Source organism: Leisingera sp. NJS204 (assembly GCF_004123675.1).
In the GTDB taxonomy this organism is placed as follows: domain Bacteria; phylum Pseudomonadota; class Alphaproteobacteria; order Rhodobacterales; family Rhodobacteraceae; genus Leisingera.
On record NZ_CP035417.1, the window covers coordinates 3,122,795 to 3,144,129 of the forward strand.

The window sequence follows — 21,335 nt, forward strand, 5'->3', positions numbered from 1 at the left end:
CTATTTAGAGTTCAAAAAGCCTGCCGTAGCCCGGCACCGGATCCGTGATCCCGGCCAGGCGCAGGCAGCGCCAGACCATTGCCTGGTTGGAGCTGACAACCGGCTTGCCCAGGTGGTCCTCGATCCGCTCAATGCAGACAGCCGCCCGCAGCGCGGTGCAAGACAGGAAAAGCGCATCGGCTGATGAATCACAGGCGGCGATCCCGGCCTCAATGATGCTGTCCTCGGAAATCCGCGCCATCTGGCGGTCGTCGGTCAGCCCGAAACAGGCGGCACTGACCACCGCTGGGCCATGCGCCGCAAAATACTGCGCCATCTCATCGGTGACCGCCGGGCTGTAGGGTGTCAACAGCGACACCCGCCCGGCCCCAAGTGCGGCAAACGCATCAAAGGCGGCAGAGCTTGGGGTGACGCAAGGCGCGCCCGGCTTGGCCGTGTTCAGAGAGCGGGCGACCGCATCATTGCCCAAAACGATGGAAGCCGCGGTGCAGCCATAGGCCACCACATCCACCGCCTCCTCCGGCAGGATCTGCGCTGCGGCCTCAGTCAGCCGCGGTCCGGTCTTCAGCAGCGTTTCCCGGGTGGTCGGGTTCTCGAATGCGATCCGGTTCACATAGACGCCCACCCGGTCCGGGTCGCAGATCCGGGCAAAGTCGCGCTCGGACGTGTGGTCGGTTGCCAGCGCCACCAGCGCGATCCGTTTCTTCACGGGGCGGTGGTCCAGCCGGGCCGGAACCCGCGAGGGCGTGGCATGGATATCAAAGGCCATTTTCTGCCTTCCTAAACAACTAGAACCGGGGTTTCGGCCAGGCTCGTTACCTTGTGAGAGACACTCCCCAGCAGCGCCCCTTCCAGCGAGCCAAGACCCCGGCTGCCGATCACGATCAGGTCTTGCCCATGCTCCCTGGCAAACCCCGTGATGGTGCGCGCCACCGGCCCGGCTTTGACAAAGGCGCGGGGGTTTGAAACGCCGCCCTCTGCCGCCAGCACCTTGCCGCGCTCGGCCACCTCGCGGGCGTGGCCGCGCATGACCTCGTCCAGGTCGTCCGGCTGATCCGGGCGCACCATATGCATCGAGGCCTCCAGCAGCGAGTGGTGGCGATAGACCGTCAGCAGCGTCAGCCCAGCCCCGCACAGCTCCGCCGCCTTGGCCAGCGCGGCCTCCGCCCCTTGCGAGCCGTCAAAGGGCACCAGAATGGATGTGAACATCGCCGCGCCTCCTTATTTGGCAAAGGCCAGGTCGCGCAGAAACAGCGCAATCTGCGGGAAGAAGATCAGCGCCACCGACACCCCCAGCAGCATCAGGATGAAGGGCGGCGTACCGCGCACCACCTCGGCATAGGGGCGTTTGAACACGGCAATCGCGGTGAAGATATCGCAGCCAAAGGGCGGCGTGGCCGATCCGATAGCCACCTGCAGGGTGATGATTGTGCCAACCAGAACCGGGTCCAGCCCCACCGACTTCACCACCGGCGCAAAAACCGGCACCAGCACCAGGATCACCACGATGGGATCGACAAACATGCAGCCGATGAAAAACGCGATGGAGATCACGAACAGCACCCCGATGGCGCCCATCTCGGCAATGCCGATGGCGCCAAGGATCTGATGTGGCACCTGCGCGAATGAGATAACCCAGGAAAACGCAGCCCCTGCCCCCACCAGAATGAACACGATTGCGGTGACCAGCCCGGTGGATTTTGCGGTTTCATAGACATCCGCCAGCGACATCGAGCGGAACACGGCGACCTCCAGGATCAGCGCATATAGAACGCAGGCCGCCGCCGCCTCGGTCGGGCTGAAGACGCCGCCATAGATGCCGCCGATGATGATCACCGGAAACCCCATCGGCCAAAGCGCCTGCCGCATGGTCTGAAACCGCTGGCGCCAGGTCGCCTTGGGCTCGGTCGGCACGTTGTTACGCACCGCATAGATATAGGCATAGCCCGAAAACAGCAGCAGGATCAGCAGGCCGGGACCGATGCCCGCAATGAACAGCTCGGCAATCGAGGTGCTGGACACCACGCCATAAATGATCATGCCGATGGAGGGCGGGATGAGAAAGGCGATGTCGCTGGCATTGACGATCAGCGCCAGCACAAAGCTGTCCTTGTAGCCCGCCTGCAGCATCCGCGGGCGCAGCGGCGAACCGATGGCCACAACGGTCGCCTGGGTCGAGCCGGAAACGGCGCCGAACATGGTGCAAGCGGCAGCGGTGGAAATCGCCAGCCCGCCGCGGATATGGCCGATATAGGCCATCACCACATTGATCAGCCGCCCTGCCGACTGGCCCCGGGTCATGATGTCGGCGGCAAAGATGAACATCGGCACCGCAATCAGCGAGGCGGGCCGGATACCGGCCATCATCTGCTGCACCATGGTTTCGGTCCGGGCCAGATCGCCGAACAGCATCAAGAAGCCGATGAAAGCGCCGGCAATCAGCGGGATCATCATCGGAAAGCCCAGCAGCAGCAGGACAATCATGGTCAGGAAAATAGTTGCAGCCATGGGTCCGTCCTCAGATTTCGGTTTCTTCCGCGTCCTCGTACCCCTCTTGCACATGGGTCGAGAGGTAGATGCCGGAGGACGTCAGGTTGCGCACCGCGGTCAGCAGGTACTGGGCACCGGTCATGAAGAACCCCGCAGGCACCCAGACCAGGATCACCCAGACCGGGATTTGCAACGCCGGCAGCACCCGCCCGCGCGACGCCTGCGAGCCGATGTATTTCACCGCGTAAAAGCACAGCAGGAACATGAACCCGGCGGTGATCACCGAAATCACCACCACCATCACCTTGCGCAGATGCGGCGGCAGCAGGTCATAGATCGCCGACATCCGGATATGGCGGGCATTGCGCGCCGCATAGCTGATGCCGGCAAAGGTGATCAGGATGATCAGAATCCGGTTCAGCTCTTCGGTGAAGAAGATGGAATTGCCCAGCACGAACCGCCCCACCACATTGGCCACGGTATTGGCCGCCATCAGCAGCACGCCGGCGGCCAGCAGGAACGACTCGGTGCGGCTGATGGCGCTGTCGATCACGCCCAGGAAACCGGGCAGCGCGGACTCATGTGTCTGGTGCATTCCGTCCTCCCAGGGTCTGCGGGGCGCTGAGCGGGCAGCACCCGCTCAGCGGTGACTTCAGAGCAGGCGTCAGTTGGCAGTTGCTGCCAGGTCCGCTTTCATCTGCTCCAGGATCACAGCGCCGCTGTCGCCGGTCATCTCAATGAACTTGGCCTCAACCTCTGCCGCCGCCTCCTTGAAGCAGCTGCGCTGTTCGTTGGTCAGCACCGTCACATTCATCTCAGGCTTGGCCTCCATGATCTTGGCCAGCTCGGTTTCTGCGGCCTGCTGCTGGTAAACCACGGTGTGGTCATAGGCGGCCTGCGCCGCGTTCTGCACCAGCTGCTGATCCTCGGGGCTCAGGCCGTCATAGAAATCCTTGTTGGCCATCACCGCGGTGGTGAAGTTGTTGTGGCCGGCATAGGTGATGTAATCGGTGACCTCATAGATCTTGGTCGAGTACAGGAAGAACGTCGGGTTCTCCTGCCCCTGGATCACATTGGTCTGCAGCCCGCCGTAAACCTCGCCCCAGGGCAGCGGCGTCGGGGTGGCGCCAAAGGCCTTGTAGCTTTCGACCAGCAGCGGGTTGGTCATCACCCGGAACTTCACCTCGTCCAGATCGGCGCAGGTGGCCACCGGAGTCTTGGTGGTCATCGCCACTTCGCCCTCGGGGAACATGTTCAAAAGCTCCAGCCCCTGATCGGCATAGAGCGGCTTGAACATGCCGTTGATCGCCTTGCTTTCCTTGTAAAAGCGCGCCAGGTGGTCCTGATCGGTCGGCAGCAGGTAGGGTACAAAGAAAACCTGCGCCTCTGGGATCAGCGAGCCGGTAAAACCCGGTGATTGGTCTACGAACTGCAGAATGCCGTCCTGAGTCTGCTCCATGATGTCGGCGGATTCACCCAATGTGCCATAGGGGAACAGCTGGATCTCGTGATCCGAGTTTGCCTCGATCTCTGCCTTGAATTTCTGCGCATAGACGCCCTGCACATCGGTCATCGCCTCCTCAAAGGCATAGCGCCAGGTGTCCGCCTGCGCCGCGCTGCCTGCCAGGGCAATCCCCGCCGCCGCCAGGGCCGCGAAGGTGATTTTGACTGTCTGAGCCATGATTTCCTCCCAAGTCTCACCGGTGCCTGCGCACCGCTGCGGCAGGTTTGAGAAGAATTGTACTGCATGTCAATTTTTTTATTGTTGCAGGACAATCAGTATGTGAAAGGCGCAACCCCCTCCGGCGGGCGGCCCAGCATTCCGGCGATCAGCTCCAAGGCTTGCCTGAAACGCCCCAGATCCTGGATGCTGCCAAGCGACAGACGCACAGCATTCTGCGGCGGCGTCTTGGGGGGCAGGAACGGCGCATCCGGCGCCACCGCGACTTTCAACTCACGTGCGTAAGACACGAAACTGCTGGTGCTCCAGCCCTTGGGCAGCGGCAGCCATAGATGCAATGCCGAAGGGTGGCCCTGCCAGTGCCAGTCTTTCAGCACCTCAGCGGCGATGCCATGGCGCTCGGCCAGTGCAGACCGCTGCCACTGCGCCAGCTCCAACGCGGTGCCGTCAAGCACCCAGCGGGTGGCCAGTTCGCACATCAGCGGCGTGGCCATCCAACCGAACACGACAATCCGTCCGGTTAGCGCCGGCAGCAGATGCTCCGGCGCTGCCATATAACCTGCGCGCAACCCTGACACAGTGCATTTGGTAAAGGTGGTCAAGTAGATTGAACGCTCCGGCGCGAGGGCAGTAACCGCCACCGGACGCCCCTCGGCCACCGGACCAAAGGCATCGTTTTCGATGATGTGCAGATCATGTTTGCGGGCAACCCCCACCAACGCACGGCGGCGTTCCTCAGGCATCATGCCCGCCGTCGTACTGGCCAAGGACGGAAGCAAAAACAACACTTTAGGGTTGCTTTCCTGACAATACCGCTCAAGCGCATCCGGGAGGATACCATCCGCATCCACATCAACCCCCGCAAGGTTCAAACCCAAATAAGAACACCCCGAAACCAGCAAATGATGCGTGACCTTGTCTGATACCACCGTGTCGCCTGGCCGGGTCAGCGCCGACAGCGCCGCTGACATGCCATGACTGACCCCATTGGTCATAATGATCCGCTCCGGCGGCACCTCCAAACCGCAGTGCCGCAGCCATTGCGACCCCGCGGCACGATGGGCGTCATGACCGATATTCGGGCGGCAGGACAGATAGTAGCTCGGATCCAACCCCTCCGGCAGCTCCCTCAGCGCTTGTTCGAACCGCTCAGCGTGCTGCTGCGAGAATGCCGGGCGTGAAATCGACAAGTCGAAACCGCCGCCGCGCTCAGAGCTCAGCTGAAACGGCTGATCATTGGACTTGTCAGGATCCAGAACGTAGCTGCCCCGGCCGACCTGGCCGTCAATCAGCCTTTGCCGCCGCAAACTTTCATATGCCTTGCTGACGGTGTGGACACTGAGGCCGAGATCATCAGCCATCTTGCGATGAGTCGGCAGCTGCGTCCCCTTCGGCAGCTTGCCGTCTGAGATTGCCTTGGCAATGGCCAGCGCAAGGCTCGCATGCAGGGGGGAGGTCAAGGCGGAGGGATCAGGATGCCAAATTGTCATGCGACATTTTACAAGTGACGGCCCCGATTTCGCAATACAATTTCCACGCAGCTGCATTCCAAACGCAGGCAATGATCCAACTGCTGGCTTTGCAATGGTCAGTTTCGGCTGCCATTTGGTGCGATAACCCGCTCTCCCGTGCGCCATCCTAGCCCGCCGACAGCTCCAATGCGCGAGGTATCAGAAAACCCGGCCGCGCCGGTCACGCCAGTTTCAGCACCTGCTCGACTACATATTCGGTCTGCGCTTCAGTCTGAGCAGGCCCGATCGGCAGGCTGATCACCTGCGCAGCCAACGTCTCAGAAACAGGGAACGCACCCTTGCCATAGCCAAGCCCGGCATAGGCGTTCTGCAGATGCGGCGGTTTGGGGTAGTGGATGACAGTGCCGACTCCTGCAGCCTCCAGCCGGGTGCGGAAAGCATCCCTGTCCGGATGGCGCACCACAAAGAGATGCCAGACCGGGTCCGCCCATTCCGGCACCGCAGGCAGTACCAGTCCCGCCGCAGACAGTGCCTCCAGGTAACGGGCGGCGATGGCCTGGCGGCGGGTGTTCCAATCATCGAGCACTTGCAGTTTCACTTGCAGCGCCGCTGCCTGCATCGGATCCAAACGGCTGTTCTGACCGGCCAGCTCATGCTCGTATTTAACCGCCGAGCCATAGTTGCGCAGCATCGAGACTCGCTCTGCCAGCTCCGGCGAGGTGGTGGTAAACCCGCCGCCATCCCCAAGCGCACCCAGGTTCTTACCCGGGTAAAAGCTCCAGCAAGCGGCCTCGCCGAAGCTGCCGATCCGCTTGCCTTTGTATTTGGCGCCATGCGCTTGGGCGGCGTCCTCCAGCAGGTGCAACCCGTGCTGTCCGGCCAGCTCAATCAGCGGATCCATGTCGGCTGGCTGACCATAAAGATGGACCGGAATGATCGCCTTGGTGCGGGACGTGATGGCAGCGGCCACCGCCTCCGGGCCGATGTTGTGGGTGGCTTCCAGCGGTTCCACCGGAACGATGGTTGCACCGCAAAAGCTGACTGCCAGCCAGGTCGCAATATATGTGTTCGCGGGCACTATGACCTCGTCCCCCGGACCGATCCCCATTGCCTTCAGCGCAAGGATCAGCGCGTCCAGGCCGTTTCCAGTGCCCAGGCAGCGCGGCGCACCGGTATAGCGGGCGAAATCCGCTTCAAACGCCTCCACTTCGGGACCTAGAATAAAGTGACCCGAGCGCGTAACCCGCAGCACAGCTGCCTCCAGCTGGTCCTGAATTTCGGCATGGGCGCCCGCAATATCGAGGAAAGAAACCTTCACGCTGCACCTGCCGCAGCTTTGAATTCATCATAGTCGCGGATGTAATCCGCTTCGTCATAAACTTCGGAGGTCAGCACCATACAAACCGCCCCGGAGGAGAAGTTGTCGAGATAGCGCCACATCATTGGGCAAACATACAGCCCGTAGTAGGAGCGGTTCAGGTGGAAACGCTTGGTCGCAAAGCCGTCGTCCAGCAGGATATCGAAACTGCCCGACATGCAGATAATGAACTGATGCAGCGCCTTATGCGCGTGCTCGCCGCGGTCGGCCCCGCCCGGCACGTCATACAGGTAATATACCCGTTTGATATCAAAGGGGATATGGTTGCCGCCCTCAACAAAGGTCAGGTTGCCCCGCACGTCTGTTATTTTGGGCAAGTCAATGATTTTGCAGTCAGTCAGAGGCACGGAAACCGCCTTCGCATTTGAATGTCCCTTGTGTATATGCATATCTGAACCGGACCAGCAAGCAGCGCCGGCCGACAGGGCCGCCTCAATCAAGGACAACGTCCCTCCCATGAGCAAAAAGCTACTGATCATCGGTGCGGGTGAATTCGCCGACATCGCCTATGAATACTTTACCGTCGATAGCGACTATGAGGTCGCGGGTTTTGCGGTGGAGGCAGAGTTTCTGACCGGGGATGAGAAATTCGGCCTGCCGGTGGTAGCACTGGAAACCGTGGAAACCGTGTTCCCCGCCTCCGAGGTTGAAGCGCATGTGGCGGTGACCTCAACCAAACTGAACCGGATCCGCGCACGGCTGATCGAGATCGCCCGCAGCAAGGGTTACACGCTGGCCAACTTCATCAGCCCCCATGCCATGGTTTGGCGCACAGCAGAGCTGGGCGACAATGTTTTCATCTTTGAAAACAACGTTGTGCAGCACGGCGTCAAAATCGAAAGCGGTTGCGTCCTGTGGTCGGGCAACCATATCGGCCACCAGACCCGGATCCGCGAGCACTGTTTCCTGGCGTCGCATGTGGTGGTCTCGGGCTATTGCGATATCGGCGCACGCAGCTTTGTCGGGGTCAATGCGACCTTTGCTGACAACGTGAAAATCGGGGAGGACAGCTTTGTCGGCATGGCAGCCGCCGTGAACAAGAGCTTTGACACACCGGGCCAGATCCTGAACGGCAACCCGGCCGAGCCTGCAAAAGTTTCCTCCTACCGTTATTTCCGGATCAAACAGTAAGATGGGCTGGGTTAAGAAAGGGCTGGTATTTGCCCCGGACGGAAGCCAGGACTGGGCCAGGCATTCCTTTATGACACCCTGCCCCTGGCAGCGGGACGCGGACACCATCCGTCTGTTCGGCGGGATGCGGGATGATCAGGGGATCAGCCGGATTGGCTGGGTGGACGTCGATGCCTCCGACCCCCTGCAGGTCAAGGCTGTGTCCGAACAGCCGGCGATCGGGCTGGGGGCGCCAGGCATGTTCGATGACAACGGCATGATCCTGGGTGATGTGCTGGAGGTCGCAGAGGATGAGCTGCGGCTGTACTATGTCGGGTTTCAGCTGGTGGAAAAAGCCAAGTTCCTGGCCTTCAGCGGGCTGGCCATCAGCCGCGACCGGGGCGACAGTTTCGAACGGGTGCAGCAGACACCGGTCATCGACCGCTGCCCCGAAGGTGCCTTCATCGGTGCGCTTCATTCTATCGCCACGCTTCCCGATGGCTCCTACCGGGCTTGGATTTCCCGCGGCTTTGGCTGGCAGGACATCGGCGGCCGGCTGTTCCCGCAATATGACTGCTGGACGCTGACCAGCGAAGACGGCGTGCGCTTTGACAACGCAACCGCGCAGCGGATCATCCCCCCTGCCCCGGAGGAATACCGCATCGGCCGCCCGCGTGCGAACCAGCTGCCGGACGGATCATGGGAGTTGCGCGCGACCTCCGACACTCTGTCAAAGCAATATGCCAGCTTCCGGTTCACTTCTCCTGACGGGGTTAGCTTTGCCCGGACCAGTGACGAGGAACTGCCGCGCGGCACTGCAGGTTCCTGGGACGGCGAGATGACCTGTTATCCGGCACGGATCGACACCACCCAGGGCCGCAGCTTTCTGTTTTACAACGGCAACAACATGGGCGCGACCGGCGTGGGTGTTGCCATGCTTGAGGATTGACCCGTGGCGATTGAGGTACAGCGCTACGCAGCTGAAAACGCCAGCCACTGGGACGATTTCCTGAAGGTATCGAAAAACGGCACCTTTCTGCTGCAGCGCGGGTTCATGGACTATCACGCCGACCGGTTTCAGGATCATTCTTTGATGATCCATGAAGACGGCAAGCTGCTGGCGGTGCTGCCGGCCAATGCCGATGGCACGGTGCTGAATTCCCATGGCGGGCTGACCTATGGCGGGGTCATTTCCGGCACCAAGATGAGTGCGGAGCGCATGCTTATGGTTTTTGACGCGCTTGCCGCCTATCTGCGCCCCGCCGGGTTCACCGAAGTGAACTACAAAGCCATCCCCTATATCTATCACCGCCAGCCGGCCGATGAAGACATCTATGCGCTGTTCCGGCAAGGTGCGCAGGTTGTACGCACGGATGTGTCAGCCACCATCGCAGTACCGCACCGCCTGCCCTTTGGCAGCGGCAAAAAAGACGGGCTGCGCAAGGCGCGCAAGGCCGGTCTGGAAATCCGCGAAAGCACCGATTGGAGCGCCTGCTGGGCTTTGCTTACCCAAGTTCTGGACGACCGGCATAATGCGCGGCCTGTGCATAGCGAGGCGGAGATCCAGCTGCTTGCGGGCCGTTTTCCTGATCGGGTCCGGATGTTCGGCGCCTTTGACAGTGATCAGATGATCTCCGCCCTGGTGATCTTTGACTGCGGCCAGACCGTGCATGTGCAATATATCGCCTCGTCTGCCCCAGGCCGGCAGAATGGCGGTGTCGACATGATCGTCCACCACTTGCTGGACGCTGTTTTCACCGGCAGGACATGGTTTGACTTTGGCATATCCACCACTGATCAGGGGCGGGAACTGAATACCGGCCTGGCCCGGCAGAAAGAGATGTTCGGCGCCCGCAGCACGGTGTATCAGCAGTACCGCTGGCAACTCACCTGACGAACGCTTCTGCCGTCCGGACCTCTGACAGAGGAGGCGGCCGGCGGAACAAAAGGACAAGCAATGACACAGACCCCCGCCGCCAGTTTCATCCTGCTGTCCTATTGCCAGGAAGACACTATCGCCGAAGCGGTGCAGTCCTTGCTGGACCAGAATTGCGAACCGATCGAGATCATCATCTCGGATGATGCCTCCGCCGACGGAACGTTTGAGAAGATCAAGCAGCTGGCCGGCACCTATTCCGGTCCGCACAGGATTGTGGCCCGGCGGAACGAAAGCAATATGGGCGTCAATCGGCATATCGAACATGCTATCTCCCTCGCCACTTCCGACCTGATGATCTGGACCGCCGGCGATGACCGCAATGCCCCCAACCGTGCACAGCGGGTTATCGACAGCCACCGGGAAACCGGCGCCAAACTGCTCTATTCGGATGCGGAAACCGTCGGCCCGGACGGAGAACCCGGCGAGAACGCCTACCGCCGCGCCCTGTTCTACAAGGACTTCAGCACCGAGGATGCGGCCACCGCCTTTTCGCTCTACCTGGGGGCAACTGCTGCATGGCACAAAGACCTCTATCGCAAATACGGCGGCTTTCCCAAAGACCGTGCCTATGAGGATCTGATCCTCGGCTTCCGCGCCCTGCTGGAGGACGGCCTGCACTATATTCCCGAGAAGCTGGTGACCTACAAAGAAGACGTCGGCATCTCAGCCCAGCTGACCAAGAAGATCAGCACTCTGACCAATCAGGAGCGCCGGACAAGGATGCTGAAAGGGCAACTGGCCGTCTTGGAGCAGCGACTTGCGGATGCCAGAACCTTTGGCCTAGCGGAAAATTCGCCGGTTGTCAGGAAGATGACACAAGCAGCCGGCAAGATCCATGCCCGGTTGGATTTCTATGACGGTATCGGCGCCGTGCTGGCCAGCCGGCACTATGGCTGGGGGGCAAAGCTGCAGGGCATCGCCAGCGAAGGCATGCGCAGGCTGCGCAACAGGTAACGGGGCAGGCCCAAAACGCCGGCCAGCGGGCAGGCCGCAGTTTGTCAGGCTTGCAGCCTCCAGGGATCTTCCTGTTCCAGACTACCTGAAACCGCCTCCGACTCTGTATTTGTCCTGAAGGCGCCGATGGCCCCGGCCATGGCCTGCGCTTCTTTGGACAGACCCAGGCTTGAGGAGGTGACCTCTTCGAACAGGGCCGCATTGCGGGTGGTGGCATCGTCAAGATTTGACATTGCCGAATTGATTTCCTGCAGGCTGCCGGATTGCTCTGAAGAGGCCTGGGAGATAGTTTTCATCAGATCTGCTGCGCTGTCGACAGAGGCGGAGATTTCACCAATTGCCGTGCGGGTCTGTTCAACCAGATCCGCACCAAGTTCGACATTCTGGCCGGCTTCATCCACCAGAGCCGAAATTTCAGTCGCAGCTTCTTTCGACCGGTGCGCCAAGGTCCGCACTTCCGAGGCCACCACCGCAAAGCCCTTGCCAACAGTGCCGGCACGTGCCGCCTCGACCCCGGCATTCAACGCCAGAAGGTTGGTCTGCTGGGCAATCGCCTCGATCATGCCGATGATCCGTGAGATTTTGTCTGAGCTTTCCTTGATTGCTTCCATTGCGCCGTAAGTCCGCTTCACCACCTCAATACTGGCGCTGGCATTCTCGCGTGCCGCTTCAACAGAGGCTGATGCCTCCCCCGAGGCCTGGGCGGTGCCGGTAATGGAAACCGAGAGCTGGTTCACGGCAGCAGCCGTGCCTGCCAGTGTCTGCGCAGTACGCTCCGAGCGTTCGGACAAATCGCGGGAGGCCGAAGAGATTTCGGTGCTGCCGCCGGCAATCGACTGGCCGCTGGTGCTAAGGCTGCTGACCGACGCCTCCAGTTTTTCCAGCGCCGCATTGAAATCATCCCGCAGCTTGGTATAGCCCTCGCCCATTTCCCCGTGGATCCGGGCTGTCAGATCGCCCTGCGACAGCTGCTCCAGACCCTCGCCAATGGCCGTCACTGCCGCCGTCTGCTCTGCCAGGCGGGCGTCACGTTCCGCATCCGCTGCGGCCTCGACTTCTGCTTTCTCCACCAGCCCGTCGCGAAACACCGAGAGCGCCGTGGCAATCCGGAAGATTTCATCACTCGACCGGTCGTACCCTGTTACCGGGCGCAGATTGCCGGCAGCCAGCCGCTCGGTTGTGCCGCTGATATCAGCCAGAGGGTGCAGGATAAGGATCCGGGTCAAAAACAGAGACGCCAGGAAGACACCGGCAGCCACAGCCGCCAGGATTTGCAGCTGTTGCTGCGCTGCCTTCACCTCAGCCGCAAGACCGTCGGCAATGGACGCGATTTCCAGCCGGCTTTCGGCCCCAAGACTGGTTGCGTGATGTGCAAATTCCAGCACCGCATCCACAGTAGCTTGCGACGCCGCAGCAGCCGCAGCTGTGGCCTCCAGCGACGCCACCTTGAAGACCGGCAATCCCTCCGACGGATCGGCCAGGCCAACCAGGTCCTTAAGCTCCTGCGCAAATACCCCGTTATTGAAACCGGCATAACCCTGCAGCGCCTTGGCAGCGTCCTGAAGCGGGGCAGCAGCGGCATCTGCGGCATCAATATCATGCGCAGCCGCCACATCCAGCGCCGCCACCTGGAAGGCGCTGATCCAGCCATTGATCTCCAGCAGCTGCTGCAGCACGCCGACCTGGTTGTCCAGCAGCCCCTGGATCGCCGACCGGTTATCAGAGCTGGCCTGGGTTGCCGCAACAGACAGGGTGAACACCATACGCTCCATCGCCTGGGTCAGCGGGCGCACGCTGGCATTGCGGGCGCTCAGAACTTCCTTGCGGCTGTCCTTCAGCTCCTTGCGGCTAGCGGTAAGGGTATAGCGGAACAGCTCCACACCCGCGCGGACCTTTTTGGCCCTGAATGTATCCAGGCCCAGCTCTTCCAGCCGCCCCATGACCGGCTCCAGCCGGCTCAAAGCGTCATTCGCCATTTTCTTGAGCGCCCGCTTGGTGGGCACGTCGCGCACGTGGCCCAGCGCCAGTGCCGCACCGGACAAAATGCTGATATCAGCGCGGGCTTCCAGCAGCGTTTGCAAGCTGCCGAACTGTTGCTCAACCAGGTTTTTGAGGACCTCATCAACCTGGCCGATTGTGTCTTCGCCGCCTGCCATCAAACTGTCGCTGGCCTCCGACGCGACCTGCACAAGCTTTTCCTGCACCGTTTGGCTAAGAGTCTGCAGGCTGCCGGTCTGGGAGTCGATCCAGGCCTGGTTTCGAAAGGCGCTTTTGCGGGCCGCGATCAGATTGCTGAGCATTTCGGAGGCCGCGTCCGCCTCCGGCCTAAACATGGCCCGCTCTGCCGCAGGCAGTTCAGCCAGGCTGTTTTCAAGATGCGCAATCGCTGCAACCGCCTCAGTCTCGGCCTGGACCAGCTCGTCAACTGATCCAGCTTGCAAGACCGCGATCATCGCATCCTTTGCCCGGCTTCCCGCCTTGACAAGACGGCCGCTCAGCTCCAGCCGGGGCACCTTCTGTTCCGTCAAAACCTCCATTTGGCGGCCGGTCTGGGAAAAGACCAGCGTAACCATGACACCGCCAACAGCAATAGCAGCCCCCATTGCCATCAGGATCAGCGTGATTTTTGCGCCAATGCTGGAGAACAATCGGAAACCGCGCTTGGCGGGAAGTTTTTTCTTTGCAGTCATAGTATCACCCAAGGCATCCGCCCATATTCCGTGCCAAGACCGGACTAGCAGCCGGCCTCACCGCCGTTATCGGCCGGTCAGGCATTCAATGGTGCAGGACCGCTGCCGCACAGCTGCCCGCATCTCCCAAACAAAAGGGACGCAAGAATGTAAAAAAAATATGAGCGGTAATCGGGAAATCTGTTGAATTTTATCGACCGGCAGTGAAAGCAGCCCGCTGCAAAGGCCGCTTCAACACTACCGGTCAGATCTCTCCGGAGAGACGGCGCGCCGCGTGCAGGGGCAAATTTGTGGTTTCGGTAACAGGCCGGTAACCGGAAAGCGGATCAAATATATGCCGGATCTGCCCGCCCTCGCGGCACGTGGTCAGCAACACCGGACGGCCATTCACCTGCTGGCCCGAGACAGTAACCGGCAAGGTGCCTGTCAACCAGCCGCCATAGCTGACGGCCCCGCTGCCGCTGCGGATGACAATCTCGAAGTAGTCCAGCGCTGCCATTCTGAAGATCAGATCCGGCACCTCGCTTGGCCCGCCGCCCAGATGCTCAACCGTCAGATCGGCACCGATAAGGTTTTGCACCGAATAACCCCAGCGGTGCATGAAATCCTCAACAACGTCCAGGATCTCTTGCGTCCGCTCCTCTGGCTGCACGCCCGGGCCGTATTCCGAAAACCGGCGTTCGAAAGACAGATTTTCTGGCACTCCGCCTCCTAGACCTTGGTTCAGGGCCAAACTGCCCGATTTGCTGCTGGTTCCGGCAAAGCCTAGCACGCACAACTGCTTCCTGCACAAAAGATATTTTTGAAATACAAGTTACACAGCGTCACCGTGGCTTTTGCACAATCGCTTGACCGGCTATTCCGGTACGCCCGCCTGCCGCAAGGCAGAAGCCCATTCCTGCCCCGCCGGGCTCATCGCTGCAGGATTGTCGCGCTGGAACTGCGACAGGCAGAACTCCGGCGCGGCCTCAAGCAGTTTTTGGACTGTGCTGCGGGCTTCAGCACCCCGTCCGGACATTTGCAGGGCGATCGCCTTGGACCGCAGCGGCACCGGAAAGGCGCCCTTGGCTTCAAGCGACCGCTCGGAAAGTTCAATGGCACGGGCAAAGTTGCGGGCAGACAGATACGCCAGCGCCGAGAGCGCATCAAAATAGTACCGCTGCGGTCCTAAAGGCGTCAGCCGCCGGGCCGCGTCGGTCATTTGCACCGCCTCATCCGGCATGTCCTGATAGGCCAGCGTCGCCCCTTTCAAAAGCAGCGCCAGCGCTTCGTTGGGATTGTCGCGCAGCGCCAGGTCATAGGCGTCTTGTGCCAGATCGAAGCGGAACGTCAGATGGCTGGAGATAAGCCCCTTAAGCGTATGAGCCAATGAGAAACCAGGTGCAGCTTCGATGGCGGCCTCTGCCATCCGGCTGGCCAGGCGGCTGTCCTCTCCACGGTTCGGAGACAAGCCCTTTTCAACCCGCATCACATGCCAGAATCCCATCCAGGTCAGCGGCAGCACATGTTTTGGCTCCCGTTCAAGCAGATGCGACAGGATTTCATGTGCTTGCTGGAATTTGCGCGCGTCCATTTCCTGCATCAGCGAAATCGCCGCCATCAACAGGGTATGGCTTTCCAGGGTGGACAGCGGCTTGAAGCCCGCCAGCCGGACAGCTTCGCCCGCAGCGGTCTGTCCGATTTGCTGGGTGGCATTGCGCAGCACAGCACTGCGGCCCTCCATCAGGCTGCCTTTGCTGCCCTCGAAACTGCGCGACCAGATTACTTTTTCGCGGACTGCATCATGCAGATCGATCTCAACCCGGAACCGGTTGCCGTCGCAGCTGACGGTGCCCGACACCAAGTAATCCACGCCCGCGACCGAAGACACTTCGGCTGGACGCACTGTTTCCGGATCAAACTGGCGCGAGGCCAGATAGGAGGTGACCGAAAACGCCCAGCTGCGCGACAAGTACCGTGACAATTCTTCAGACATCAGCGATCCCAGCGGCACAACCGCGTCGCCAGGGGCACGATGCACAAAAGGCAGCACCGCAATCGAAGGCAGCAGCCCATCCAGGATTACACGGCCCGGCGATGTTCCTGCTTGCGGTCCAGGCCGGGCAGCACCACGGGCGAACTCCGCCCGGGCTTCGTTCAGCCAAGCGTTAAAAGCGGTCTCATGAGGCAGTTCAAACCCTTCCATGAAAACCGCATTGCCTGCGCAACTGTCCAACTCCACCCGGGTCAGGTCGAGGATAACCCGCTCCCGGTTTGCATACAGCAGCTTGGCCGCTTCGGGACCCAGATGCCGGCGCAGCGTCGACAAGGCTGTCCGCAGGCTTGCCTTTGCCTGTTCGGGCTGTGCCAGGCACCACAAGGTCTTCTCCAGAAACGCCCGCGTGCGGATCCCGCCATCAGCTGAGGACAAAAGCGCCAGCAGCGCCTGATGTTTCGCCCCAAGCTGAACATTGGTTCCATCTGCGTGAAAGACGCCAAACGCGCCAAACCGACATATCTTCAGAAGGACAGTCATCCGTAAACCCCACAAAAATCCGCGTCGCACTTGAAATTAAAGTAACGTTACATTGCATTGCCGCAATATGTTTTGCAATTACTGATTGCATTAACTTCGCAATTCATTTCAAAAGCAACGCCTGACAACCTTCGGGCATATCTGAGGGCGATCATAACTGTGCACACGACATGGCACCGCAAACTGACCACAGGCAGCAGCCTGTTTTAGTGCAGCTGAGCAGGTCCTTCGCAACAACCATGACCTGATCTGCTAAAAAGAACAACCACACACGCAAAAACTGTAATTCATTATCTAATTGGAACAACGGGACTGACTGCCAGTATCGATTTTCAATCCTTCAACCCTCGGCCTGTGTTGTTTTGATACCTGCCCCTAAACCGCTGGCACAAAGCGGTAGCCGCTGCCAATGCGCTCTGCCCGCCCGATACCGCCGCCAGGCAGATGATAGCCGATCAGCTGCATTTGCTCGGCGGCAAGCCGGTCCAGCAAACGCATACGTGTCGCAGCAGCCGTTTGCGGCTCCTGGTCGGCACCAACCGGCCTGCCAGGGTCAGCAAAGCTCACATGATGATTACCCACTGCATCCCCTAGAACCAGGACACTGTTACTGCCATCCCGGACTTCAAATGACATATGCCCCGGCGTGTGGCCTGGCGTGGCATGAGCTGCGACACCCGGCAGGATCTCCTCGCCGTCCCGGAAAAGCTGCACCTTGTCTTCCAACTGCTCCATCCGGCGCCGGGCCCCAATGGCCATGGCTGTCCTGTTGCTGCCGATACTGTCTGCAGTCTCCGGGTCGAACCAGTAATCCCATTCTCCCTGCCCCATCAGATAGGCCGCGCCAGGGAACAGCAGATCGTCAAAATCATCCAGCACCCCCCACAGGTGATCCGGATGGCAATGTGTAAAGACCACGTGCGTCACCTCGTCAGGAGTGACGCCAAGAACATCCAGCGCGCCAGACAGATTTCCCGCACTATCCTGAAACCCCGGCCCAGCGCCGGCATCGAACAGGACAACTCTGCCTTCTTCGCGCAGCAGCGTTACATTCACCTCCGGCGTCAGCGGCCCGGCTGCAAGCCCGTACTGCTCCAACGCCTGCTGCAAAGCGTCCGGTTCAAGCCCGTCAAACAGAAACTCCGGCGGCAGAGTGAGATACCCGTCTGAAACTGTCTCAATCCGCTTGTTGCCCAAATTGATCCGCGCCGAAGCCCAGCCGGGAACAGCAGCAGCAGCCAGCCCCGCTGCAGCCGACAAGCCAAATTCACGCCTGGTGAACCCCATACCGTTTCCTTTCCCTATCGCCGCGCAATCAAATGCATAAATATTGTTTGATGAATATTACTTCATCACGGCACTAAGGGAAACACTCGGCGATGCCGCAACCCGGCATGCCGGAGTACTGGCGGCACCTAGGCCAGCCCCTGCGCGGTGCAAGCCCTGCGCAGGGCCGCACAAAACCGCTGTGCGGCGGCCGAAAGCCGGTGCTCCCGCCGGACACACAGACCCACGGGGCCAAGGGTGCTGTCCGTATTCAAGGGCAACACTGCCATGCTGCCAGCCTCCAGCTCCGGCCGCACCACACCGTGGCTGATGATCCAGATCGCCTGATGCGCCAGGACAAAGCGCCTTCCGAATGTGGCGGAAACGGTTTCGATCGGAAACCTGGGCAGTGCCAGCCCCTGCTCAAGAAACATCCGCTCGACCATCGGCCGGATTATCGATCCTTCAGACGGCATCAGCACCGGGTAGTCCTCAAATGCTGTAGGCGGCACATGCACGGCGCCGGCCAAAGGATGGTCCCGCGCGACAACAACGGCCACCCGCTCGCGGTACAGCGGGTCGAACTCCACACCCGCCATGGCTTCCGGCGCAGGCATCCTGCCAACCACCAAATCAAGCCCGCCGCGGCGCAGCTGGTCGATCAGGTACTGATTGCCCCCGGACATTACCATGAACCGCCCCGGCGCGCCGCCGCCGCGCAGTTGCGCCAGCGTGTCAGGGACCAGATCGGCGGCGACAGTGGGCAGTGCGCCAATGGAAACCAGCGGTCCATCTGCCGCGTCCAGGCCGCGCAACAGCGCCACCCCGTCGCGAGCCAGCGCCAGGCTGCGCCCGGCATGGTCCCGGAACAGCTCGCCATACCCGCTGAGCCGGATACCGCGGCCATGCTTTTCGACCAACGGCTTGCCGCAAACTTCCTCCAGTTCGCGCAGTGCCCGTGTCACCGCGGGCTGGGTCATGCCCAAGGCCGCGGCCGCCTGGGTGACGCTCATCTTGCGGGCCACCTCTACGAAGACCTCAAGATGGCGCAGTTTCAATGAAGACGATAGCCGCATATCACTCCGGTTATGATTACATGTATGTTTCAAGATTATACAGATCAGCTCCGGTATGCGATACTTTATCCAGCACGGGGAGACCAGGATGACGCAGCAGAACCGGTACAGCCAAGGCATGCAAATCAGGCGCAAGGTGCTTGGCGATGCCCATGTGGAGCGCGCCGAAGCTGCCAAAACCGCGCTGGACGCCCCCTTTCAGGAGCTGATCACCGAAGCTGCCTGGGGCACGGTCTGGGCCTCTGACCGGATTTCGCTGCGGGAACGGTCCATGCTGACACTGGCACTGCTGGCTGCCACTGGGAATTTCGACGAGATTCCGATGCACATCCGCGCCACCGCCCGCACCGGCGCCAGCCAGGAAGATGTGCTGGAGGCCTTCCAGCATGCGGCCATCTATGCCGGGGTGCCGTGCGCGAACCGTGCCCTGAAGCTGGCCAAGCAAACCTATGCAGAAATGGAAAGCGAGGGAGGGGAAACCCCATGACCAAGCCGCAACCCGGGGAGTTCTACCAGAGGGACCGCCGATGGCACCCGCCTGCCCTGTCGCGGGACTACAAAACCTCGGTCACCCGCGCGCCGCAATACCCGCTGATCAGCCTGGAAAACACCGCCAGCGAGATCACCGGCCCGGCGTTTGGCCACAACGACATCGCCGCTACCGACAATGACCTGCTGGCCAACTTTGCCCAGCCCGGTGAAAGCCCGATCGGTGAGCGCATCATCGTGCATGGCCGGGTGCTGGATGAAAACGCGCGGCCGGTGCCGAATACGCTGGTAGAGATCTGGCAGGCCAACGCTTCTGGCCGCTACCGGCACAAGAAGGACAGCTATCTGGGCGCACTGGATCCGAATTTCGGCGGTTGCGGGCGGGTCCTGACGGATGAAAACGGATGCTATCATTTCCGCACCGTGAAACCCGGCGCCTACCCCTGGCGCAACCGGGTGAACGACTGGCGGCCCGCGCATATCCATGTCTCGGTCTTTGGCACCGGCTTTGCCCAACGGCTGATCACCCAGCTGTATTTCGAGGGCGACCCGCTGATCGTCCGCTGCCCGATTGTGAACACCATTCCGGACCCGGAGGCGGTGCAGATGCTGATCGCGCGGCTCGACATGAATGCAACCATTCCGCTCGACACCATCGCCTACCGCTTTGACATTGTGCTGCGCGGACGGCGGTCCACCCTGTTTGAAAACCGGCTGGAGGGGAATTGATGCGTCAGCGTTTTGATTATCTGAAAGAAACCCCTTCGCAAACCGCCGGGCCTTATGTCCATATCGGCCTCGCTCCCGGCGCTGCGGGATTTGAGATCTATGATCAGGAACTTGGCTGGGACATTGCCGGGCATAACGCCAAGGGCGAGCACATCCGGGTCGAGGGCATGGTCATCGACGGCACTGGCTCGCCGGTCAAGGACGTGCTGCTGGAGGTCTGGCAGGCCAATGCGAACGGCATCTATGCCCACCCCGAAAATGGCGGCACGGTTGAGGACGGTTTTCGCGGCTGGGGCCGGGTGATCTCCGATTTTGAGACCGGAGAATGGGGGTTCGGCACAGTAAAGCCCGGGCCGGCTATGGGCCGGGGCGGCCAGATGATGGCGCCGCATATCAACCTGTGGATTGTGGCGCGCGGCATCAATGTGGGGCTGAACACCCGGGTCTACTTTGAGGACGAGGCAGAGGCCAATGCCACCGACCCCGTGCTGAATGTGATAGAATGGGAGCGCCGCCGCGCCACCCTGATTGCCAGGCGCAGCGAACGGGACGGTTTGGCGATTTACCGCTTCGACATCCGCCTGCAGGGCGACGATGAAACAGTGTTTTTCGACATCTGAAGGGGAGCAATCATGAGTAAACCCTGCATCATCTGCGTGGCCATCACCGGCTCGGTTCCGACCAAGAAAAACAACCCGGCAGTGCCCGTCACCATCGCCGAGCAGATCGAAAGCACCCAGGAGGCGTTTGAAGCCGGCGCCTCCATCGCTCATTGCCATGTGCGCAACGACGACCAGACGCCGACCTCGGACCCGGAACGGTTCGCCCGCCTGATGGAAGGCCTGCACAAACACTGCCCCGGCATGATCGTGCAGCTGTCGACCGGCGGCCGCTCCGGCGCCGGACACGAGCGCGGCGGCATGCTGCCCCTGCGCCCCGACATGGCCTCGTTGTCGGTGGGATCGAACAATTTCCCGGCGCGGGTTTATGAAAACGCACCCGATCTGGTGGACTGGCTGGCCTCGGAGATGCGTGCGCATGAGGTGAAGCCCGAGATCGAGGCCTTTGACCTGTCGCACATACATCAGGCGGTAAAAATGAACCGGGAGGGGCGCATTGCCGGCACGCTTTACGTGCAGTTCGTGATGGGCGTTAAGAACGCGATGCCGGTCGACAGGGACGTGTTCGATTACTACGTCAAAACCATGCAGCGGCTGGCACCGGAGGCCCAGTGGTGCGGCGCCGGTGTCGGGCCGGGGCAGATCCTGGTCAACGAATGGTCCATCGCCGCGGGCGGCCATACCCGCACCGGGCTGGAGGACAATATGCGGCTCGACCGCGACACCCTTGCGCCCTCCAATGCCGCGCTGGTGAGGCGGGCAGCGGCGCTTTGCGAAACCTACGAACGCCCTGTCGCCACCTGGCAGCAGGCCCGCAAGATCCTGGAACTCCGGCCCGGTTGATGCCGCCCGCTTCGGGCCGCAGGGCCGAAGCCACGCCCAAGGCCGCCAGGCGGCCCGTCAGGGCAACCGCGGGCGCGGGAGCC

At 61.1% G+C, this 21,335-nt stretch carries 21 protein-coding genes; 8 read left to right on the forward strand and 13 right to left on the reverse strand.

Annotated elements, in window-relative coordinates:
* Nucleotides 1-4 precede the first annotated feature (4 nt).
* The 8 genes from eutA to ETW24_RS15320 form a co-directional block, all read right to left on the reverse strand.
* Nucleotides 5-769, reverse strand: a complete 765-nt coding sequence (gene eutA / locus ETW24_RS15285) for an ectoine utilization protein EutA (protein WP_129371855.1) — start codon at nucleotides 767-769, stop codon at nucleotides 5-7.
* An 11-nt stretch (nucleotides 770-780) separates the two neighbouring features.
* Nucleotides 781-1,209 (reverse strand): universal stress protein, encoded by a 429-nt coding sequence (locus ETW24_RS15290; protein WP_129371856.1) that lies wholly within the window; start codon nucleotides 1,207-1,209, stop codon nucleotides 781-783.
* A 12-nt stretch (nucleotides 1,210-1,221) separates the two neighbouring features.
* Nucleotides 1,222-2,508: a TRAP transporter large permease gene (locus ETW24_RS15295; RefSeq protein WP_129371857.1), complete on the reverse strand. Its 1,287-nt coding sequence runs from the start codon at nucleotides 2,506-2,508 to the stop codon at nucleotides 1,222-1,224.
* 10 nt (nucleotides 2,509-2,518) lie between these two features.
* Nucleotides 2,519-3,085, reverse strand: a complete 567-nt coding sequence (locus ETW24_RS15300) for a TRAP transporter small permease (RefSeq protein ID WP_129371858.1) — start codon at nucleotides 3,083-3,085, stop codon at nucleotides 2,519-2,521.
* 69 nt (nucleotides 3,086-3,154) lie between these two features.
* The gene (locus tag ETW24_RS15305) at nucleotides 3,155-4,171 is read right to left on the reverse strand and encodes a TRAP transporter substrate-binding protein (RefSeq protein ID WP_129371859.1); all 1,017 of its coding nucleotides are present in this window, start codon (nucleotides 4,169-4,171) and stop codon (nucleotides 3,155-3,157) included.
* Between the two features lie 95 nt (nucleotides 4,172-4,266).
* Nucleotides 4,267-5,661 carry a MocR-like ectoine utilization transcription factor EhuR gene (gene ehuR / locus ETW24_RS15310; RefSeq protein ID WP_129371860.1) on the reverse strand — a complete coding sequence of 465 codons (1,395 nt, stop codon included), beginning with the start codon at nucleotides 5,659-5,661 and terminating at the stop codon, nucleotides 4,267-4,269.
* A 202-nt stretch (nucleotides 5,662-5,863) separates the two neighbouring features.
* A complete protein-coding gene (locus ETW24_RS15315) occupies nucleotides 5,864-6,961 on the reverse strand; it encodes a DegT/DnrJ/EryC1/StrS family aminotransferase (RefSeq protein WP_129371861.1) in 1,098 nt (365 codons plus the stop codon).
* A complete protein-coding gene (locus ETW24_RS15320; protein ID WP_129372946.1) occupies nucleotides 6,958-7,410 on the reverse strand; it encodes a sugar 3,4-ketoisomerase in 453 nt (150 codons plus the stop codon). Before ETW24_RS15320 ends, ETW24_RS15315 begins: the two co-directional genes overlap by 4 nt.
* A gap of 67 nt (nucleotides 7,411-7,477) precedes the next feature.
* On the opposite strand from ETW24_RS15320, the gene ETW24_RS15325 reads away from it, so the two are divergent.
* From ETW24_RS15325 to ETW24_RS15340, 4 genes are all read left to right on the forward strand, one after another.
* Nucleotides 7,478-8,152, forward strand: a complete 675-nt coding sequence (locus tag ETW24_RS15325) for an acetyltransferase (protein WP_129371862.1) — start codon at nucleotides 7,478-7,480, stop codon at nucleotides 8,150-8,152.
* Nucleotides 8,153-8,222: 70 nt separating this feature from the next.
* Entirely contained in the window at nucleotides 8,223-9,080 is an 858-nt protein-coding gene (locus tag ETW24_RS15330; RefSeq protein WP_129371863.1) for a hypothetical protein, read from the forward strand.
* A 3-nt stretch (nucleotides 9,081-9,083) separates the two neighbouring features.
* Nucleotides 9,084-10,025, forward strand: coding sequence for a GNAT family N-acetyltransferase (locus ETW24_RS15335; protein ID WP_254695623.1), 942 nt, complete (start codon nucleotides 9,084-9,086; stop codon nucleotides 10,023-10,025).
* A 63-nt stretch (nucleotides 10,026-10,088) separates the two neighbouring features.
* A complete protein-coding gene (locus tag ETW24_RS15340) occupies nucleotides 10,089-11,024 on the forward strand; it encodes a glycosyltransferase family 2 protein (protein WP_129371864.1) in 936 nt (311 codons plus the stop codon).
* Nucleotides 11,025-11,068: 44 nt separating this feature from the next.
* On the opposite strand, the gene ETW24_RS15345 is transcribed toward ETW24_RS15340, so the two are convergent.
* From ETW24_RS15345 to pcaQ, 5 genes are all read right to left on the reverse strand, one after another.
* Nucleotides 11,069-13,714 (reverse strand): methyl-accepting chemotaxis protein, encoded by a 2,646-nt coding sequence (locus ETW24_RS15345; protein ID WP_129371865.1) that lies wholly within the window; start codon nucleotides 13,712-13,714, stop codon nucleotides 11,069-11,071.
* Between the two features lie 244 nt (nucleotides 13,715-13,958).
* Nucleotides 13,959-14,417, reverse strand: coding sequence for a hypothetical protein (locus ETW24_RS15350; protein WP_129371866.1), 459 nt, complete (start codon nucleotides 14,415-14,417; stop codon nucleotides 13,959-13,961).
* A 153-nt stretch (nucleotides 14,418-14,570) separates the two neighbouring features.
* The gene (locus tag ETW24_RS15355; RefSeq protein WP_129371867.1) at nucleotides 14,571-16,229 is read right to left on the reverse strand and encodes a transcriptional regulator; all 1,659 of its coding nucleotides are present in this window, start codon (nucleotides 16,227-16,229) and stop codon (nucleotides 14,571-14,573) included.
* A gap of 375 nt (nucleotides 16,230-16,604) precedes the next feature.
* Entirely contained in the window at nucleotides 16,605-17,516 is a 912-nt protein-coding gene (locus tag ETW24_RS15360) for an MBL fold metallo-hydrolase (RefSeq protein WP_129371868.1), read from the reverse strand.
* 128 nt (nucleotides 17,517-17,644) lie between these two features.
* Nucleotides 17,645-18,571: a pca operon transcription factor PcaQ gene (gene pcaQ, locus ETW24_RS15365; protein WP_129371869.1), complete on the reverse strand. Its 927-nt coding sequence runs from the start codon at nucleotides 18,569-18,571 to the stop codon at nucleotides 17,645-17,647.
* A gap of 88 nt (nucleotides 18,572-18,659) precedes the next feature.
* On the opposite strand from pcaQ, the gene pcaC reads away from it, so the two are divergent.
* The 4 genes from pcaC to ETW24_RS15385 are packed head-to-tail and all read left to right on the forward strand — an operon-like array spanning nucleotide 18,660 to nucleotide 21,252.
* Complete coding sequence (gene pcaC, locus ETW24_RS15370; protein WP_129371870.1) at nucleotides 18,660-19,058, forward strand: 4-carboxymuconolactone decarboxylase; 399 nt, start codon at nucleotides 18,660-18,662, stop codon at nucleotides 19,056-19,058.
* Nucleotides 19,055-19,789, forward strand: a complete 735-nt coding sequence (gene pcaH, locus ETW24_RS15375; RefSeq protein WP_129371871.1) for a protocatechuate 3,4-dioxygenase subunit beta — start codon at nucleotides 19,055-19,057, stop codon at nucleotides 19,787-19,789. The genes pcaC and pcaH overlap by 4 nt, the downstream gene beginning before the upstream one ends.
* A complete protein-coding gene (gene pcaG, locus ETW24_RS15380) occupies nucleotides 19,789-20,409 on the forward strand; it encodes a protocatechuate 3,4-dioxygenase subunit alpha (protein ID WP_129371872.1) in 621 nt (206 codons plus the stop codon). The genes pcaH and pcaG overlap by 1 nt, the downstream gene beginning before the upstream one ends.
* Nucleotides 20,410-20,421: 12 nt before the next feature.
* Nucleotides 20,422-21,252, forward strand: a complete 831-nt coding sequence (locus tag ETW24_RS15385) for a 3-keto-5-aminohexanoate cleavage protein (RefSeq protein WP_129371873.1) — start codon at nucleotides 20,422-20,424, stop codon at nucleotides 21,250-21,252.
* The last annotated feature ends 83 nt before the right edge of the window (nucleotides 21,253-21,335 follow it).

Bases quoted from the DNA above. Each gene is read 5' to 3' on its own strand.
- eutA (WP_129371855.1), bottom strand. From the start codon at position 769: ATGGCCTTTGATATCCATGCCACGCCCTCGCGGGTTCCGGCCCGGCTG.
- ETW24_RS15290 (WP_129371856.1), bottom strand. From the start codon at position 1,209: ATGTTCACATCCATTCTGGTGCCCTTTGACGGCTCGCAAGGGGCGGAG.
- ETW24_RS15295 (WP_129371857.1), bottom strand. From the start codon at position 2,508: ATGGCTGCAACTATTTTCCTGACCATGATTGTCCTGCTGCTGCTGGGC.
- ETW24_RS15300 (WP_129371858.1), bottom strand. From the start codon at position 3,085: ATGCACCAGACACATGAGTCCGCGCTGCCCGGTTTCCTGGGCGTGATC.
- ETW24_RS15305 (WP_129371859.1), bottom strand. From the start codon at position 4,171: ATGGCTCAGACAGTCAAAATCACCTTCGCGGCCCTGGCGGCGGCGGGG.
- ehuR (WP_129371860.1), bottom strand. From the start codon at position 5,661: ATGACAATTTGGCATCCTGATCCCTCCGCCTTGACCTCCCCCCTGCAT.
- ETW24_RS15320 (WP_129372946.1), bottom strand. From the start codon at position 7,410: ATGCATATACACAAGGGACATTCAAATGCGAAGGCGGTTTCCGTGCCT.
- ETW24_RS15325 (WP_129371862.1), top strand. From the start codon at position 7,478: ATGAGCAAAAAGCTACTGATCATCGGTGCGGGTGAATTCGCCGACATC.
- ETW24_RS15330 (WP_129371863.1), top strand. From the start codon at position 8,223: ATGACACCCTGCCCCTGGCAGCGGGACGCGGACACCATCCGTCTGTTC.
- ETW24_RS15340 (WP_129371864.1), top strand. From the start codon at position 10,089: ATGACACAGACCCCCGCCGCCAGTTTCATCCTGCTGTCCTATTGCCAG.
- ETW24_RS15345 (WP_129371865.1), bottom strand. From the start codon at position 13,714: ATGACTGCAAAGAAAAAACTTCCCGCCAAGCGCGGTTTCCGATTGTTC.
- ETW24_RS15355 (WP_129371867.1), bottom strand. From the start codon at position 16,229: ATGACTGTCCTTCTGAAGATATGTCGGTTTGGCGCGTTTGGCGTCTTT.
- ETW24_RS15360 (WP_129371868.1), bottom strand. From the start codon at position 17,516: ATGGGGTTCACCAGGCGTGAATTTGGCTTGTCGGCTGCAGCGGGGCTG.
- pcaQ (WP_129371869.1), bottom strand. From the start codon at position 18,571: ATGCGGCTATCGTCTTCATTGAAACTGCGCCATCTTGAGGTCTTCGTA.
- pcaC (WP_129371870.1), top strand. From the start codon at position 18,660: ATGACGCAGCAGAACCGGTACAGCCAAGGCATGCAAATCAGGCGCAAG.
- pcaH (WP_129371871.1), top strand. From the start codon at position 19,055: ATGACCAAGCCGCAACCCGGGGAGTTCTACCAGAGGGACCGCCGATGG.
- pcaG (WP_129371872.1), top strand. From the start codon at position 19,789: ATGCGTCAGCGTTTTGATTATCTGAAAGAAACCCCTTCGCAAACCGCC.
- ETW24_RS15385 (WP_129371873.1), top strand. From the start codon at position 20,422: ATGAGTAAACCCTGCATCATCTGCGTGGCCATCACCGGCTCGGTTCCG.